Source organism: Gordonia rhizosphera NBRC 16068 (assembly GCF_000298195.1).
Taxonomy (GTDB): domain Bacteria; phylum Actinomycetota; class Actinomycetes; order Mycobacteriales; family Mycobacteriaceae; genus Gordonia; species Gordonia rhizosphera.
In genome coordinates, this window is record NZ_BAHC01000247.1 from 46348 (window position 1) to 61514 (window position 15167).

The following is a 15167-nucleotide window of genomic DNA, read 5'->3' on the forward strand; positions in this document are numbered from 1 at the left end:
CAGGTTGGCGCATATGTCTTTCACCCCGTTTCACTGAGAAGGTGATCAAGCAACACTGGTCAATCGGCAACAGCACCGGCCCCCGTGCAACCGGACAAGGAAGCTGATTGCGGTGGCATCTCGAACCAGCGGGCTCGAGGTCGTTGGGCCTGCGGATGCGCCCGTGACCCCGAGATCACGCCCGGAAACGTGCGTACGATCGGCACGACTGTCCCCTGTGACCGACTACGTGTCGGAGGTCCTTGTCTTCCGCTGACTGCTCGACTCCTGGGCAGTGCCGGTGAGAACCTCATCAATCCATGCGCGTATGGCGCCAACGAGGGTTTCTCTGGTGAACCGTTGTCTTCGCTTCGACAATGGGTCCACGAGTTCACCCGCCACCTTCCCGCCCTCGTCAACAACTACGCGAAGCACCAGGACGAACTGACGCTTCGCTGAAAGCCTGTCCTCGGGTTCACCTTCGGTCACTGGGCCCTCGTTGTCGTGATTACGAAGGCAGTTATAGTCCCGCCTTCTGACAAGGCGATGAGATTGCGGCACCGATGGGTGAAGAGCCAGAAAGCTCGCGATGATGTTTTGGTGAGGTCCGCTCGGGGTGGGAGCCTCGGTTCGCTCCGCCGGGTTCAGACCTGGCCAGGATCCGTGCGAATGAGCCGGAAGAGCCGCTCTGTGGCAGGTTCGGGTGCGACAGCGAACTCGCCGTCGAGGATGATCCGACACAGCTTGTATTGCCGAAGTGCCTGGGCCCTCGCACCAAGACGGACGTATGAGCGCATAACCATCCTGTGTGCGTCCTCGCGACATGGGTCGATCGCGAGCAGTCGGAGCGCAGTTTCAAGCGCCCTGTCATAGGCCGCGACTCCGAAATGCGTGTCCGCGAGCCGGGCCAGAGTTGTCAGGCATGCTGCGCGCAACCGCTCACGCTCCAGCAGTGCGGAAATGTCGGGAGCAGGTGTCAGGTCACCGCGGTAAAGATCGACGGCGCGTTCGTATGACTTGATGGCCGCCCCCGTCGACCCTTCCGAATGCAAGCGGTGTCCTGTCTCGATAGCTGATTCGAACTCAAGCACATCCACCCTTACACCGCCGTCCAGATTGAGGGCGTAGTGGCTTTCGCTATGCACGATTGGCGGTTGTCCCCCGAGCGCATCGGCCAGTTGCATCTTCAGCGAGTGCGTCAACGTGTTCAGGCACTGGATTGCTGGCCCAAGCGAGGTCTCCGGCCAGATACGCTCGACCAACGTTTCGCGATGAATCCCGATGTGCGGGTGCAGGGCCAGACAGCTGAGTAGCTGTTCCGCCTTGCCTCCAGACCGCAGCGACAGAGGACTTCCGGTCTTGAGGACCTGAAACGGACCAAGACGGCGAATGAGGACTCCAGCGCTCACCGTGTGACACCTCGCCGAACACGACCGGGCCGGACGGGTTGCGCGAAAGGGAGCTTCCGACCGTATCCGACATGCCCGGCCACCAAGTGAGCCGTGATAACCACCCAGCCACCTCCCCGGGTTGCATGACTCTGGCATTCCGCGATTGGGCTAAACCGGATTACCCATGCGGCAACTCTATTCTTTGCTCGCTCCCCAGTGCGGTGTAAACGGGTTCTTCGCGATTCGAGTGCATTGACCGTACGTGTAGTGCACCGGTGTGCAAGAGCGATCACCATCGGTGCAGGGTGCGTCCGAAATCGGACCAGTTCCTCGAGGACGCCGGGCAGCGGGCACAGGGAGTTGATGGGCATAACCGCAGGTAGAAGCACCTTCAACACCTTCCACAGAAGTGGACCGAGGTCCGGTGCGGCTGGGCGGGACGGCGTACCGTGAGATTCAGAGGGTTCCTTCTGGTACAGCGTGCACCACGAGAAATGAAGGAGTGACCATGACTCTCACGTCGCCCACGGTATCCACCCGCTTACGGCGGGGCCTATCGGCCGTTCTCGTCGCCGGGGCCGCGGCGGGTATGTCCGTGGCAGGTGTCGGCGCCGCGCGTGCGGCACCGGTCTGCCCGACCAACCTGAACGCGCCTGTCGCGGTGTCCGAGACCGTCGCCGCACTTGGAGAGACCTGCACCCAGGCCCAGTTCGATTCGCTGTTCGGCCGGCTCCCCGCCGGTCCGTTGCCGACGAACGTGGTGATGAACGGCCAAACCCGGCCGGTCGGGGCGCCCAACCCGACGGCCATGGCCGCCGCGGCGGCTGTGTGGTCCGGCAAGCACTTCTACGACGGCTGGCTGAACAACCGGGTTCTGGGCGGCGAGGGAGTCGCGGCGAACGTCCGATACGGATTGTCGGCGATCGACCGGAAGCCGGTCGTGTGGATCGACTACTCGCGCAGCGGCTTGCCGTTCGCTCACGACGAACTGCGCCGCATGCCCAACGGCGTCTACCTCGGCTACGGATTCCTGAACAATGTTCCCCAGGTCGACTTCTGGGTGTGGCGATAGCAGACCGGGCGGATTGGCCCCATACCGTGGTGGGTGCACGCACACCAGTCGATCCCCCGCGACCAGGCGCGCGGACAACTACGGCATCTGGGAAGCTTTGCGCGGACCGTCGCCGGCGGCACGTCCGCGATCCAGCGCAAACATCATCGCTACTTCCTCAGACTGCTATGGTCTGACCTTTGTTCTCGGGGCCCGCCGCCTCGGGGCGGCGAGTTCCCGAAGCGACGATAGGAAGAGCTCGTCCATCCGTGGGCTCAGTGCCGCCAGGTTTGCGGCGCTGGCATGGCTTGCAGAGCCGAAGACACGTTCGAGCGAAGCCGTGTCCGTGGCGGCACCCAGCGAGAGGCACAGACACGCAACGCCATCCGCCCGGAGTTCCTCGAGCGCTCGGTGCGCGTCCGCTTCGGCGTAACGCCCTTCGTACCCGTCGTCGTACGGAAATCCGTCCGAGAGCACCAACAGCAGTTTGTTGGGCGTGCCGGCCTCCTGTTTCAGAATCGTGCCGGCACCACGGATGCCGGCACCGAGGCGGGTGTAACCCGACGGTCGAAGCTGGTTGATCCGCGCACGTCCGATGGCTCCGAAGGGTTGTCCGAAGTTCTTGATCGCCGGCAGATGAACGGCGTGGCGGCCGTGCGACCGGAACGCGTACACGGCGACCCGGTCGCCGAGTTCTTCCAGCGTTGCAGCGAGTGTCGCGGCCGCACGCCGCTGGTGATCGTGAACGGCGAGCCCGTCCGAATCGGTGTCGGTCGCAGAGCCCGAGGCGTCGACCAGGATGAGCACCCCGAGTTCGCGCGCGAGGAGGCGGCGGTCCGTGTACACGTTCTCCGACGGTGAGTGGCCAGAGCGCAGATCAACGGCCAGATCGATGAGCGCCTCGACGTCGAGGTCGTCGCCATCGGGGCTGCGGCGCACGACCCTACGCCCGAGGCCAACTCGAGACAGGCGTCGTCGGAGCACATCATCCTGCTCGATACCGGCGGAGGATACGTCGGCGGGGACCATCAGCGGAAAGTCGATCACCCGGCACCAGTCGGCCCGATACCGGCTGCCGAATACGTCCCACTCGGGATGCAGCGCTCCGCCGACGCCGACGGCCGCACCGGGTCTGTCGCCGTCGGCGAACCGGATATGACTGGGCAGTGGCCGCGCATCCGGCCCCGCTTCCCGCATGCGACGAAGCGAGCGGACCGCCAACTCACCACCCGGGGCGTCGCTGCTCTCAGATCGTCTACCGCCGAACATCTTTCGGAGGAAGTCTGAGATCATCCGGGAATTGACAACGGGATTCTCGAACAGCCTGAGGATCTTGCTGTTCTCAAACAGTTCCTGGGCGTCCTCGTCGTCGTCATCATCCGACTCAGGCAGGTCGATGGGATGGAACTGCAGGCGCAGTTCCTCATCACTCGCGCGTGCACCCGGTCCGGCGGATGATCCCAGCAGCTTCGATGGCTTGATGGCTCCGTACCACTCCGGCGGATCATCCACGTGGGTGCGGCCTCGTGCCATGTCGAGTGACTCGTCCGCGGTGGCCGTGATCGGCGCCGCGTCGGGGCCGATCGAGGCGGCGAGGGGCAGGCGTGCAGCCAGTTCGTCCAACACTCGGTGCCCCTCCAGGGCTACGTAGCGGCGCGCTGCCGGCGGGTGTCCGCGCAAGCTCTTCACCAGTCGCCGGTCGAGACTGCCCGCTCCGATCAATGCCGCCTGCACGATCACCTCGCGCCGCTGCTGCTCGGCAGAGCCTCCCGCCGACACGAACACCACCTGTCCATCGGTGTGCGCGGGAACTCCCGCCGCTGCCACCGCTACATCGATCGACCGGCCGGCGAGGTAGCCGGCGAGCAGCCGAAATCGTTCGGGCGCTACGGGGCCGGATTCGTTCACGGCGAGTCACATGCCCTTCGCGCGATCGCTCACTGGGGCAGCACCGCATCGGCGAGTTCACCGAGCGCGCGTACGACGTCCGGGTCGTCGGACAGGACCCGGACGACCGCTGCCCGCACGGCGCTGCGCAGGCTGAGTCCCTCGGCGACGAGTCCGCCGGCGAGGATCAGCATCCGGGTGGAAGAGACCTCACGCAGCGGTGAGCCGTCCAGGCTGCGGATCGCCCGCCCGAGCGTGACCAGCGTCCCCGCGGTCTCGCCATCGATCCCCGCCTCGTGGGCGACGATTTCCGTTTCGATGTCGGCGGGAGGGAAGTCGAGTTCGATGGCGACGAAGCGTTGGCGGGTCGACTCCTTGATGTTCTTCAGCACGCTCTGGTAGCCCGGGTTGTATGAGATGACAAGCTGGAAGCCGGGTGCGGCGGGCAAAGTCGTGCCAAGCCGGTCGAGCGGAAGTTCACGCCGGTGATCGGCGAGTGGATGGATGACCACGGTGGTGTCCTGGCGTGCCTCGACGATCTCATCGAGGTAGCAGATGGCGCCGTCGCGCACAGCGCGGGTCAGCGGGCCGTCCACCCAGATCGTTTCGCCGCCCCTGAGCAGGAAGCGACCCACCAGGTCAGCCGAGGTCATGTCCTCGTGGCCCGCGACGGTGACCAACTCCTTTCCGAGTTCGTGCGCCATCGCCTCGACGAACCGTGTCTTGCCGCATCCGGTCGGTCCCTTCAACAGCACCGGCAGTCCGCGGCGCGCCGCCGCGCGGAACACCTCCACCTCATCTCCGACGGCACGGTAGAACGGGGCCGCCGCAGAGGGTGTGTCCGCAGCGGGTGAGTCGATGACGGGACGACCGTTGACCGCCATCACTTCGACACCTCGATCGGCACGGTCGTCGGCAGTTGAGCTCCGTCGGGCAACACCAGCTTGCCGTCCGAGTTGATGAATCCGGACCGGTCGGTCGGCATCGGCAGGATGGGGTCCGGGCACGGGACGTCGGTGCCCTCACCGCAGATGCCGCCGATGAAGTACGAACGCTTCATGTGATCCTCGGGCCACGGATCGGCATGCATGGCGAACCACTGGATCGGCACGTTGTAGATCAGGAAGAAGCAGGCGCTCACCGCTCCGAAGATCGCCAGGAATCGGGTGAACTGCTGTCGGGCGAACCCGCCACGGACATGGTCGAGCCCGCGTTCGACGACGGTGCGCCCACGGTCGTCGGTGAAGTAGCGCAGGCAGCACAGTGCGGTCTGCACCCCGCCCCACAGGATTCCCTCATAGACCGGCCACTGGTGATAGGTACCCGCGGCGAAGGAGAGCTCGCGAATCGCGCCCGGGTACGTGTAGAGCCCGAACGGCAACAGGAAGAGGGCCTCCATGACGAAGTCGAAGACAAACGCGATTCCGAACATGGCCGCGATCAGGCGCAGGTTGCTCATGTTCGGCCACCGCGTCTTCATCTTGCGCATGACCCAGCAGCCGAAGATCGTCAGCATCAGAACGCCGGCCGCGTAGCCCGGAGCGTTCGTCAGGATCGGTTCCGAGACCTGCCGGCCGGGAGAGTCCGGGGACAGCCATCCCGGGACGTACGGGGTCCACGCCCCGAGGTTGAACAGCCAGGTGTTGTAGGTGCACCAGGTGTTGAAGTAGTTCAGCATCGGGTCCTGGAAGAACATCAGACCCATCGACACCAGCAGGATGCCGTCGAGCGTGATCCGGCGTTCCCGGAGCCAGGGTCTGATGATGAAGAACCAGATCGTGATCGGCAGGATCACCCACATCAGGATGGCATTCGAGGTCAGGAAGACCTTCATGTACATCGGCGGATCGGTGGGTCCGCTCGGTACCCGCTCGAAGTAGGGGCCGCTGACCCAGCGAATCCACACGTACAGCTGAAGCGCGAGCACCAGGCCCCCGATGATGGCCCAGATCTTGACCCGACTGCTCCGAGGCTGATCTTTCTTGTCTGATTCGATTGTGCCGCTGAGCTTTTCGGTGACAACCCGCTTGGTATTCGAGAGTTCGCTCACTGCCCCTCCTCGACGTGCTCCCCTTGATTGCACGGTCAAGATACCATTCGGTATCTCGGTAACTGATAAGTTTCTGAGAATACGTATGACAGAATTCCGACATGGCGGAGCCTTGGACACCGGAACGGCGCCTCGCGCACACACGCACGCTCCTGCTGGATGCTGCCGAGGACGTATTCGCCGAGAAGGGATTCGCTCCGGCGACTCTCGACGACATCGCCCGCGCCGCCGGCTATACGAAGGGCGCCATCTACAAGCATTTCTCGACGAAGGAAGACTTGTTCCTGGCGGTCAGCGACAGATACTGGCGCGGATACTTCGATGATTTCGCCGAGGCGGTGATGGCAGCGCCGCAGGTCGGGGCTCAGGAGCGAGACGCGATCGCCGAGCGTTGGCTTCGCCTGAGCCGCGACCGCGGCGTCGAGCGCGCTGCGCTGGGGCACGAGTTCACGCTCTATCTTCTACGTAACCCCGACGCCCGAGAGCGGGTCGCCGCAAAGCGATCCGAGGTCGTCGCGGCATTGTCCGATTTCATCGTCGAAGGCGTGACTCGGCTCGGCGCAACGCTCCTCATCTCACCGCAGACATTCGCTCAGATACTCATCGCCACCAGTGATGCCGTCGTCCTCGGCAGCGAACTCGACGATGTCGATCTCTATCGGCCGATGGTCGACATGTACGTGTCGGCCGTCAAGCTGCCCTGACCTCGGCGTCGCCCTTCCTTCCCGATGGGCGGAAGGGTCGCGACGCCACGCCGGCGGGCAGCTGTAGGTAGCCGTGCACGAATGCGATCGCCATGCCGCCCTCACCGACCGACGCCGCAACGCGTTTCACCGAACCCGAGCGGATGTCACCGATGGCGAATATGCCGCGAGCGCTCGTCTCCAGCGCATACGGCCTGCGGTCACCCGTCCACTGTCCGGCACCGAGCACATCGGGCCCGGTCACCACGAACCCATGCTCGTCACGGGCGATGTCCGGGGGCAGCCAATCCGTCGCCGCTTCGGCGCCGATCAGCACGAACAACGCCGTGGCATCACGACGCGAGGTCGACCCGGTCCTTCGGTCGACGACGTCGATCGCCACGAGCAGTTCGTCGCCGTACGCCGCAACAACCTCGGATCGCGTCTCCACACGGATGTTCGCCTTCGTCGCGATCTGCTCGATGAGGTAGTGCGACATGGTGTCTGCCAATGATTCGCCTCGCACCAGCAGCGTCACCGATCGGGCGTGGCCGGAGAAGAAGACGGCGGCCTGGCCGGCGGAGTTACCCGCCCCGATCAGGTACAGGTCGATGCCCTGCACCAGACCGGCGTCGCTGCGGGCCGCTCCGTAGTAGACCCCGGAACCGACGAATCGGTCGATGCCGTCTATGTCGAGGCGGCGCCACTCCACCCCCGTCGCGAGGACGATCGACTTGGTATGGAGGATGTCACCGCCGTCGAGTGTGACGGTCATTCCGATGGGATCGATACCCACGACGCGGCGGGTCACCAGGATCTCGGCACCCAGTCGACTCGCCTGTTGCAGTGCCCGGCTTGCCAATTCGTCGCCGGAGACACCGAACGGGAATCCGGTGTAGTTCTCGATCCGGGTCGACGTACCCGCCTGCCCGCCCGGGGCGAAGGACTCGATCACTGCGGTCTGCAGGCCCTCGGATGCGGCGTTGACCGCCGCTGTCAGACCGGCCGGCCCACCGCCGACGATGACCACGTCATAGTGCGCCCGGCTCGGCTTGACGGTCAGGCCGACCGCCGTGGCAACGGCCCTCATGGTGGGCGCGACGAGCTGGGTGCCGTCGCGCAGCACCACGACCGGATACCTGGTGGCAGCGCCGCCGGTGAGTGCGATGGCTGCGGGATCGTCGGGATCCAGACGATGGTAGGAAATCCGGTTGCGGTGCAGGAATGCGTCGCAGCTGTGAATTCCCTGGTCGAGGCGTGGGCCGATCACGAAGATCGCGGGTTCGAGCGGTTGTGCGGTGGCCGTCGTGAGCATCTCCATCCGCTCCAACGCGGCGGTCCCGACGATCGTGGAGATCTGCGGAGCCATGGCGACGAGCGTGTGGTACACGTCGACCGTCATCTTCAGCACCCGCGACGACTCGACCGCCCGCATGCTGGCGGGCAGCGGGGTACCGAGTGTCATCGGAACCTCACCGCCGACCTCGCCCGGGTGCCGGACGGCGATCACCTGCTCGACGCCGTTCACCAGCTTCGTCAGTTCGGTCTCGCCCTCGACCACGATCGCCAGGAATCGGCCGTCGCCCTCGTGGGCCACGTACTCGCCGGGGACCGCGTGGAGGTCCTCGACGGCTCCGGCGAGATACTCCAGCTCCTTCTCCCCCAGCCCCGACAACAGCGGAAGGGTGGACAATTCGTCGACCGTGAACATGATTCCTCCTGGCCTCGTCGCGATCATGCTCGATCCGTTACGGAGCAATGCTCGACCCGAACGCCACCACGAGGCATGGGGCATCAGCCTCAAAGAACAGCCGTGGAAATCGCCTCCAGGATGAGACCGCGCCAGCGGTCAGTCGGTGTAGCAGTACGAATCGCTCGAGGCATCGCCGCCCTGCAACCGGGTCTGATGCACTCGCAGGCCACGGAAGTCGTCACCGTGGGGGAAGAATCCAGCGTCGGGGACGAGGCCACCGGCGGTGACGTCAGCGTCCATCTTGGCCATCCACGCCCCCACGCCGTCGGGGTAGAACACCTCGTCCCAGGCGGCATACAGCGAGTTGGTCGCATACACCCGCCGCCCGTCGCGGCTGATCTCGACCATCTGCGGCGCACCGGCCAGCGGCAGGTCGGGCGCGGCCGGATGCGGCGTGCGACCGGTGATCCCGCCGAGCCGCACCGATGCCGTCTCGCGCGGATGGAACGGATCGCTGACGTCGAACTGCTTGAGTTCGCCTGTGCCGAAGCAGGATACGTACAGCCATCGGTCGTCGACGGACAGGTCGATGTCGCTGATGAGGGGCGGTACGGCGGCAAAGGGCTGCAGCGCCGGCGGCAGGTCGTCGACGGCCGCAGGTTCGGCGGGGATGGTGATCACCTTGTCGACCGCCCACTGGTCGCCATCGCGATGCCACAACCACACCGACGCCGAGAGATCCTCGACGCTGATCACCACGCCGGCGAAGCCGTACGCCTTGGACGGGTCATGGGCAGGCCGCAACTCGAGCACCATCTGGTGCTGATCGCCGAGGTCCACGCGCTGGGTCAGCTTCCGCTCCGACATGCTCCAGAAATTCAGGTGGTGACCGAATTTGCGGCCGAGCAGGTCCGCGGGATTGAGTCCGTTCTCGATCATCGACGGCGACGCCCACTCCGATGTCATCACCGTGTCGTACCGAAGATGCCACCACACGTCGTAGGCGAAATGCTGCGGTCCCCGATCGACCTCCCATGGCCCGATGACCTCGAACGTGTCGTGGTCGATCAGTGCCACGCCGCCGGGGCCCTCGTCGCCGTTGGGTCCGCCCAACGCCGACATGTAGATGCCACCCGGCCCGCAGTGCACGGTGTGCGGGCGGGAGTATCCGGCCTTGGCGGCCAACTCGTCGGCCTCGATCGTGTGTGCCAGCACCGGGTGTCGGGGGTCGGGTTTGGTGTCGAGTACGTAGGTATTCGACGACCGGATGCCGGGCACGACGAGGTAGCGGCGCTCCATCGCGTCGCCGTGATGGCCGTGCTCGTGATGGCCGTGGTCGTGACACAGCGCGCTCGAGCAGGCGTTCCAGCCGAAATGATGCAGTTCGTTGCCGGCGGTCGGCAGCTCTGTCCAGCCCACGACACCGCCGTATGTCGACGAGTCGGGGTCGCAGTCGACGACGGCGATCGCGTCGCGTTGCTGCCCGGCCGGGTCGTACGCGGCGACGTAGGCGATCTGTTCGGGTGCTGCCGTGATGGCGGCCCCCGGACTGCGGTAAAAAGTGGGATCGGTGTGGGCCATGACGCCTCCTCGATGCATTCATGCGCCGTTGGTGCCAGATGTCCCGTTGTCGATTCTTCGCCTCGGCGGTGAGGAAGTCCATCCCCGTTTCCCGACCGCGGCACTACCGCTGCAGGGTGGCGAGACGGGCGGCAGCGGCTGCTCGCGCCGACTTCCCGCGCACCCCGAGCTTGGCGTAGCAGTTGGACAGGTGCCGTTCCACGGTCCGCACGCTCAGATGCAGGACGGCCGCGATTTCTTCGTTGTCCCTGCCTTGGGCGATGAAGCGGAGGACCTCGATCTCACGATCGGTGAACAGGCCGTCCTGCAGCGGTGGCGGCGCCGGGTGACCGGCGGGTAGGAAGTTGCGCAGTTGCGCGCGGAACTCGCTCCAGGCCGGTTCGTTGTCGAGCAAGATGTGGTTGGCGCTGTCGAGTGGGACGAACGTGGCGCCCGGAATCAGCGACGCGACGTTGCGCCCCTCGTCCATCGAGACCACTGCGTCGTCCCGGGAGTGCAGTACCAGCGTCGGAACGGTGATCGTCCGCGCCATGTCGCTGACGTCCACGGTGTAGCGCACGGCACGGGAGCGGGCCGCGTGCTCTGCCGAACACGATGCTCGCTGCAATTCGTCGAACCAGGCCGTCTGCGTATCCGAGCCACCCGGGATGAACAGGGTCGTGAACACTCGTCGAAACGCCGGGTTCGACTTGCCCCAGCCCAGCCTGGTCAGCGAGAGGAGCATTTCGGCTTCCTCGCGCGCCTCCGGTGTCGGGTCTCGGGTCATCCGGCCACGGCTGTACGTGCCGTAGAGCACGAGGCCGGTCACTCGTTCCGGATGACGAGCCGCATACGCGATCGCCACCGGACCGCCCCCGCTGGCGCCGAACAGGGTGAACTCGTCGGAGCCCGCAGCGTCGACGACAGCCTCGAGATCGTCGACCCAGTTCTCCAGCGTGAGGCTCGGATACTCCCGGTCGGAAAGTCCGCAGCCGCGCTCGTCGTATCGGACGAGGGTGTGCTCCTCACTCAGGAATTCCACCCAGTGGCGCCAGACGGGCGACGTCCGATCCCGCTCGAGGTGGGTCATCCAATGTCCGACCTTGACCACCGCTTCGCCGCGTCCGCTCGTGGCGTACGCAAGCCGCACCCCATCTGGCGCCGTGCAGAACCGCAGTTCCTGCCGCATGTGCACATGCTACGTGCGCGCCGACATGCTCGTCGTCACTGTTTGGGTAGTAGCACCGATGCGGTGGGGGACGCCGAATTCCTATCTTTTGAGTGCACACCCGAAGACGCCATCGCACAAGGCGAACGCAATCGAACACCCCGCACTGCGTCCTTCTTCCGCGACCGACGTCATCACCGATGCACCAATCACCAAGCACGTTTCACCCAGAGATGGAGAACTCACATGACCACGATGCACACCGCCGCGGACAACGGCGTCAATGTCGCAGCACTGCTCGGCGTCCGCGACGCGATGGCCGACACGCCGGAGATCGCCGAATTTCACTGGAAAGCAACGGTTTCCTGGATGGGCGGCACCCACAGCCGCTCGGCCGTGGACACGTTCTACGGCTTCGGCGCGCAACAGCAGCACAAGACGACGTTCACCTACGATGCCGACCATCCCCTGGCGTTCGCCGCGCAGGACAACGGCATCACGCCGGTCGAGTACATCCTGGTCGCGTTGGGCAGCTGCCTGACCGCCGGCATCGCCTCCATCGCCCAGCAACGTCGGATTCAGCTGCGCTCGGTGCAGGCCACCGTCGAGGCCGATCATGATCTGCACGGAATCCTCGGGGCCGACCCGCAGATCCGCAACGGCTTCAGCGGCGTGAGGGTGAACTACACGATCGACGCCGATGCCACCGCGGACGAGATCAAGGCCCTTGTCGCGCAGTCGCAGAAGCGATCCGCCGTCTACGACATCCTGACCAATCCGACCAACGTCACCGTCGACGTGGCGTAGGCCGGCGCAGCGCAGTAGGAGTCCCCCATGCTGAAGACAACCACCGTCGTGGTGGGTGCAGGTCACAGCGGGCTGGCCATGAGTCGCCGCCTCGCCGCCCGTTCCATCGATCACCTCGTTCTGGAACGCGGCGAGGTGGCGCATGCGTGGCGCACGCAGCGGTGGGACTCGCTGCGGCTGCTCACACCGAACTGGATGACCCGGCTGCCGGGGTACGCCTACCGCGGTGACGATCCCCACGGCTACCTCGCCGCAGCCGACGTCGTGACCCTGATCGCGGACTACGCGAAGGATTCCGCGGCACCCGTCCGGGCGAACACCACCGTGACGTCTGTGCGACGCACCGACGGCGGGTACCGGGTGCAGACCGACCAGGACACCTGGCTCGCGCGGTCGGTGGTAGTCGCCGCGGGCGCCTGCACCGTCGCCAAAGTGCCTGCGCTGCAGGCCGGAGTTCCTGACGGGATCACCAACCTCACCCCGGCGGACTACCGCAATCCGGGCGAACTCCCCGAGGGCGGCGTTCTCGTCGTCGGCGCCTCGGCGAGCGGTGTCCAGATCGCCGAGGAGTTACACCGCTCCGGCCGCCCGGTCACCCTCGCCGTCGGCGAGCACGTCCGGATGCCGCGAACCTATCGGGGCAAGGACATCCTGTGGTGGATGGACGCGTCCGGACTCCTCGACGAGCGTTACGACCGGATTCCCGACCTCGCCCGGGCTCGTCGCCTGCCGTCGATGCAACTGGTCGGCTCCGACGACCGTCGCACCGTCGACCTGAATTCCCTGTCCAGGATCGGGGTGCAGTTGGTCGGGCGGTTGACGGGCATCCGAGATGGGGTCGCCCAGTTCTCCGGTTCGCTGCCCAACATGTTCGCGTTGGCGGACCTGAAGTTGGGACGGCTGCTCGACACGATCGACGCGTGGGCGATCACTGGTCTGGACGTCGACGATCCGCCAGAACGGTTCTCTCCCACTGAGATTTCCGGACCCGCCCCGCTGTCTCTCGATCTGACCTCAGGCGCCATCGCAACGATCGTGTGGGCCACCGGGTTTCGTCCGGACCTGTCGTGGCTCGACGTCCCGGTCTTCGACCGGAAGGGCGATGTCCGTCACGACGGCGGAGTGACCGCGAGCCCCGGCCTGTACGTCATGGGCATGCCGTTCCTGCGGCGTCGCAAGTCGACCTTCATCGACGGTGCCGCTGCAGACTCCGCATACCTCAGCGGCCACCTCACCAGCTACCTCGATGCCACATAAGGAGTTTCCGATGAACCACCATTACGACGCGATCGTCGTCGGCGGCCGGTGTGCAGGCGCGGCGACCGCGATGCTGCTCGCCCGCGGCGGCATGCGCGTGCTCGTCATCGACGCGTCCCGCCCCGGCACCGACACGCTGTCCACGCATGCGCTCATGCGTGGCGGAGTACTACAGCTGCACCGCTGGGGACTGCTCGACGACGTCGTAGCCGCCGGCACCCCGGCCATCCGCTCGACCGAGTTCGTCTATGGCGACGAGATCGAGACGGTCGACATCCGCCCCGGCGGTGGGATCTCCGCACTCCGCGCCCCGCGCCGGACCGTCCTGGACCCCCTGCTTCTCGAAGCCGCCCGCGCCGCAGGTGCCGAGGTGCGCACCCCGGCCCGCGTCATGCGTGTGCTGACCGAGGGCGGCAGGGTGTACGGGGTCGAGGGAATCGAGCGCGGAACCGGCACCAGGTTCCGTGCCGCGGCGCCACTGGTCATCGGCGCCGACGGCCGGAACTCGACGATCGCGCACGCTGTGGACGCCCCCTTCCGACGCCGAGGAGTCGAGTCCGGTGCGGTCGTCTACGGCTACTTTCCCGGGCTCCCGCGGGATCGCTACCACTGGGCATACCGCCCGGGATTCGCCGGCGGCGTGATACCCACCGGCGACGGGTTGGCGTGTGTGTGGGCGGGCACCGCAAGCACCCGGTTCGCCAGGGAACGACGCACGAGCCTCGACGCCACCTTCCGTTGGCTGCTCGCAGAGGCAGACCCGAGACTTGCGCGCGCCATCAGTGCCACGTCGCCCGTCGGCACGCTCCGAGCCGACCCCGGCCGGCCGGGCTGGGTCCGCGCCTCGACGGGCCCCGGCTGGGCGCTGGTCGGCGACGCCGCCTATCTCAAGGACCCCATCACCGCCCATGGCATCACCGATGCGCTGCGCGACGCGGAGTTGCTCGCCGACGCGGTTCTCGACACACCTGTTGGCCGACGTGCCCGAAGCGATGCCCTGACGGACTACGAACGCATCCGCGATCGACTCGCTACGCCCTTGTTCGACGTCACCGAGCGCATCGCGAGCTACGCCTGGGATCTCGATGTATTGCGCGGACATCTCCGAGACCTGAGCCAGGCCATGCGGCCGGAAATCGACGCGCTCCTCGCAATCGACCAAACACCCGCCGCGTGAATGGGATTCGACAATCATCCGCTCTGGCGCCAACGAGCAGCGCGTGCTCGCAGTCCGATCCGCCCGACAAACACGGCATCCCGGACCGGTCGCATTCGACATCAACTGCCCGAATCCGGCCGCGCAGCTCACGACCCGTGGAGTAACATCGACGTATACCCCGCCGGGTATACGTCGATATCTGCCGCACCACTGCCGCCGAGGAAAGGGAATGACGATGAAGACAAACGAATCGGCCCTCGATCGGGCGCTCCGAGCCGGGGTCGGCGTCCTCGCGCTGATCCTCGGGATCGTCGTCGGGGCAGGCAGCGTCCCGGGCATCATCCTGCTGGTGGTGGCCGCGATCCTGCTGGTGACCGCTGCCGTGGGCTTCTGCCCGATCTACCGCATCCTGGGGATGGCCACGAACCGCACCACACCCTGAACGCTTCCATCCCCTCAATGGTCTGCTCCCGCCTTGATCG

13 protein-coding genes are annotated in these 15167 nt (G+C 65.9%); 6 read left to right on the forward strand and 7 right to left on the reverse strand.

Annotated features, from left to right (window positions below; genetic code table 11):
• Nucleotides 1-623: 623 nt before the first annotated feature.
• A complete protein-coding gene (locus tag GORHZ_RS28790) occupies nucleotides 624-1388 on the reverse strand; it encodes an AfsR/SARP family transcriptional regulator (protein ID WP_006339506.1) in 765 nt (254 codons plus the stop codon).
• Between the two features lie 490 nt (nucleotides 1389-1878).
• Here GORHZ_RS28790 and GORHZ_RS28795 point away from each other — a divergent pair, with 490 nt between their 5' ends.
• The gene (locus tag GORHZ_RS28795; protein WP_006339507.1) at nucleotides 1879-2442 is read left to right on the forward strand and encodes a hypothetical protein; all 564 of its coding nucleotides are present in this window, start codon (nucleotides 1879-1881) and stop codon (nucleotides 2440-2442) included.
• A 165-nt stretch (nucleotides 2443-2607) separates the two neighbouring features.
• On the opposite strand, the gene GORHZ_RS28800 is transcribed toward GORHZ_RS28795, so the two are convergent.
• The 3 genes from GORHZ_RS28800 to GORHZ_RS28810 are packed head-to-tail and all read right to left on the reverse strand — an operon-like array spanning nucleotide 2608 to nucleotide 6358.
• The gene (locus tag GORHZ_RS28800) at nucleotides 2608-4329 is read right to left on the reverse strand and encodes a nitric oxide reductase activation protein NorD (RefSeq protein ID WP_006339508.1); all 1722 of its coding nucleotides are present in this window, start codon (nucleotides 4327-4329) and stop codon (nucleotides 2608-2610) included.
• 29 nt (nucleotides 4330-4358) lie between these two features.
• On the reverse strand, nucleotides 4359-5192 hold the full coding sequence (locus tag GORHZ_RS28805) for a CbbQ/NirQ/NorQ/GpvN family protein (RefSeq protein ID WP_006339509.1): 834 nt from the start codon (nucleotides 5190-5192) through the stop codon (nucleotides 4359-4361).
• Nucleotides 5192-6358, reverse strand: coding sequence for a spirocyclase AveC family protein (locus GORHZ_RS28810; RefSeq protein ID WP_006339510.1), 1167 nt, complete (start codon nucleotides 6356-6358; stop codon nucleotides 5192-5194). The genes GORHZ_RS28805 and GORHZ_RS28810 overlap by 1 nt, the downstream gene beginning before the upstream one ends.
• Before the next feature lie 101 nt (nucleotides 6359-6459).
• On the opposite strand from GORHZ_RS28810, the gene GORHZ_RS28815 reads away from it, so the two are divergent.
• Complete coding sequence (locus GORHZ_RS28815; RefSeq protein ID WP_006339511.1) at nucleotides 6460-7062, forward strand: TetR/AcrR family transcriptional regulator; 603 nt, start codon at nucleotides 6460-6462, stop codon at nucleotides 7060-7062.
• Here GORHZ_RS28815 and GORHZ_RS28820 read toward each other — a convergent pair.
• From GORHZ_RS28820 to GORHZ_RS28830, 3 genes are all read right to left on the reverse strand, one after another.
• Nucleotides 7049-8752, reverse strand: a complete 1704-nt coding sequence (locus GORHZ_RS28820; protein WP_006339512.1) for an FAD-dependent oxidoreductase — start codon at nucleotides 8750-8752, stop codon at nucleotides 7049-7051. The genes GORHZ_RS28815 and GORHZ_RS28820 overlap by 14 nt on opposite strands.
• A 138-nt stretch (nucleotides 8753-8890) precedes the next feature.
• On the reverse strand, nucleotides 8891-10315 hold the full coding sequence (locus GORHZ_RS28825) for a selenium-binding protein SBP56-related protein (protein ID WP_006339513.1): 1425 nt from the start codon (nucleotides 10313-10315) through the stop codon (nucleotides 8891-8893).
• 103 nt (nucleotides 10316-10418) lie between these two features.
• Nucleotides 10419-11483, reverse strand: coding sequence for an alpha/beta fold hydrolase (locus tag GORHZ_RS28830; protein WP_006339515.1), 1065 nt, complete (start codon nucleotides 11481-11483; stop codon nucleotides 10419-10421).
• 225 nt (nucleotides 11484-11708) lie between these two features.
• Between GORHZ_RS28830 and GORHZ_RS28835 the strand changes: the two genes are divergently transcribed.
• The 4 genes from GORHZ_RS28835 (at nucleotide 11709) to GORHZ_RS28850 (ending at nucleotide 15127) form a co-directional block, all read left to right on the forward strand.
• Entirely contained in the window at nucleotides 11709-12269 is a 561-nt protein-coding gene (locus GORHZ_RS28835) for an OsmC family protein (protein ID WP_006339523.1), read from the forward strand.
• 27 nt (nucleotides 12270-12296) lie between these two features.
• On the forward strand, nucleotides 12297-13526 hold the full coding sequence (locus GORHZ_RS28840) for an NAD(P)-binding domain-containing protein (RefSeq protein ID WP_006339525.1): 1230 nt from the start codon (nucleotides 12297-12299) through the stop codon (nucleotides 13524-13526).
• A gap of 10 nt (nucleotides 13527-13536) precedes the next feature.
• Complete coding sequence (locus GORHZ_RS28845; protein ID WP_006339526.1) at nucleotides 13537-14703, forward strand: NAD(P)/FAD-dependent oxidoreductase; 1167 nt, start codon at nucleotides 13537-13539, stop codon at nucleotides 14701-14703.
• A 211-nt stretch (nucleotides 14704-14914) separates the two neighbouring features.
• Entirely contained in the window at nucleotides 14915-15127 is a 213-nt protein-coding gene (locus GORHZ_RS28850) for a YgaP family membrane protein (RefSeq protein ID WP_217998368.1), read from the forward strand.
• The last annotated feature ends 40 nt before the right edge of the window (nucleotides 15128-15167 follow it).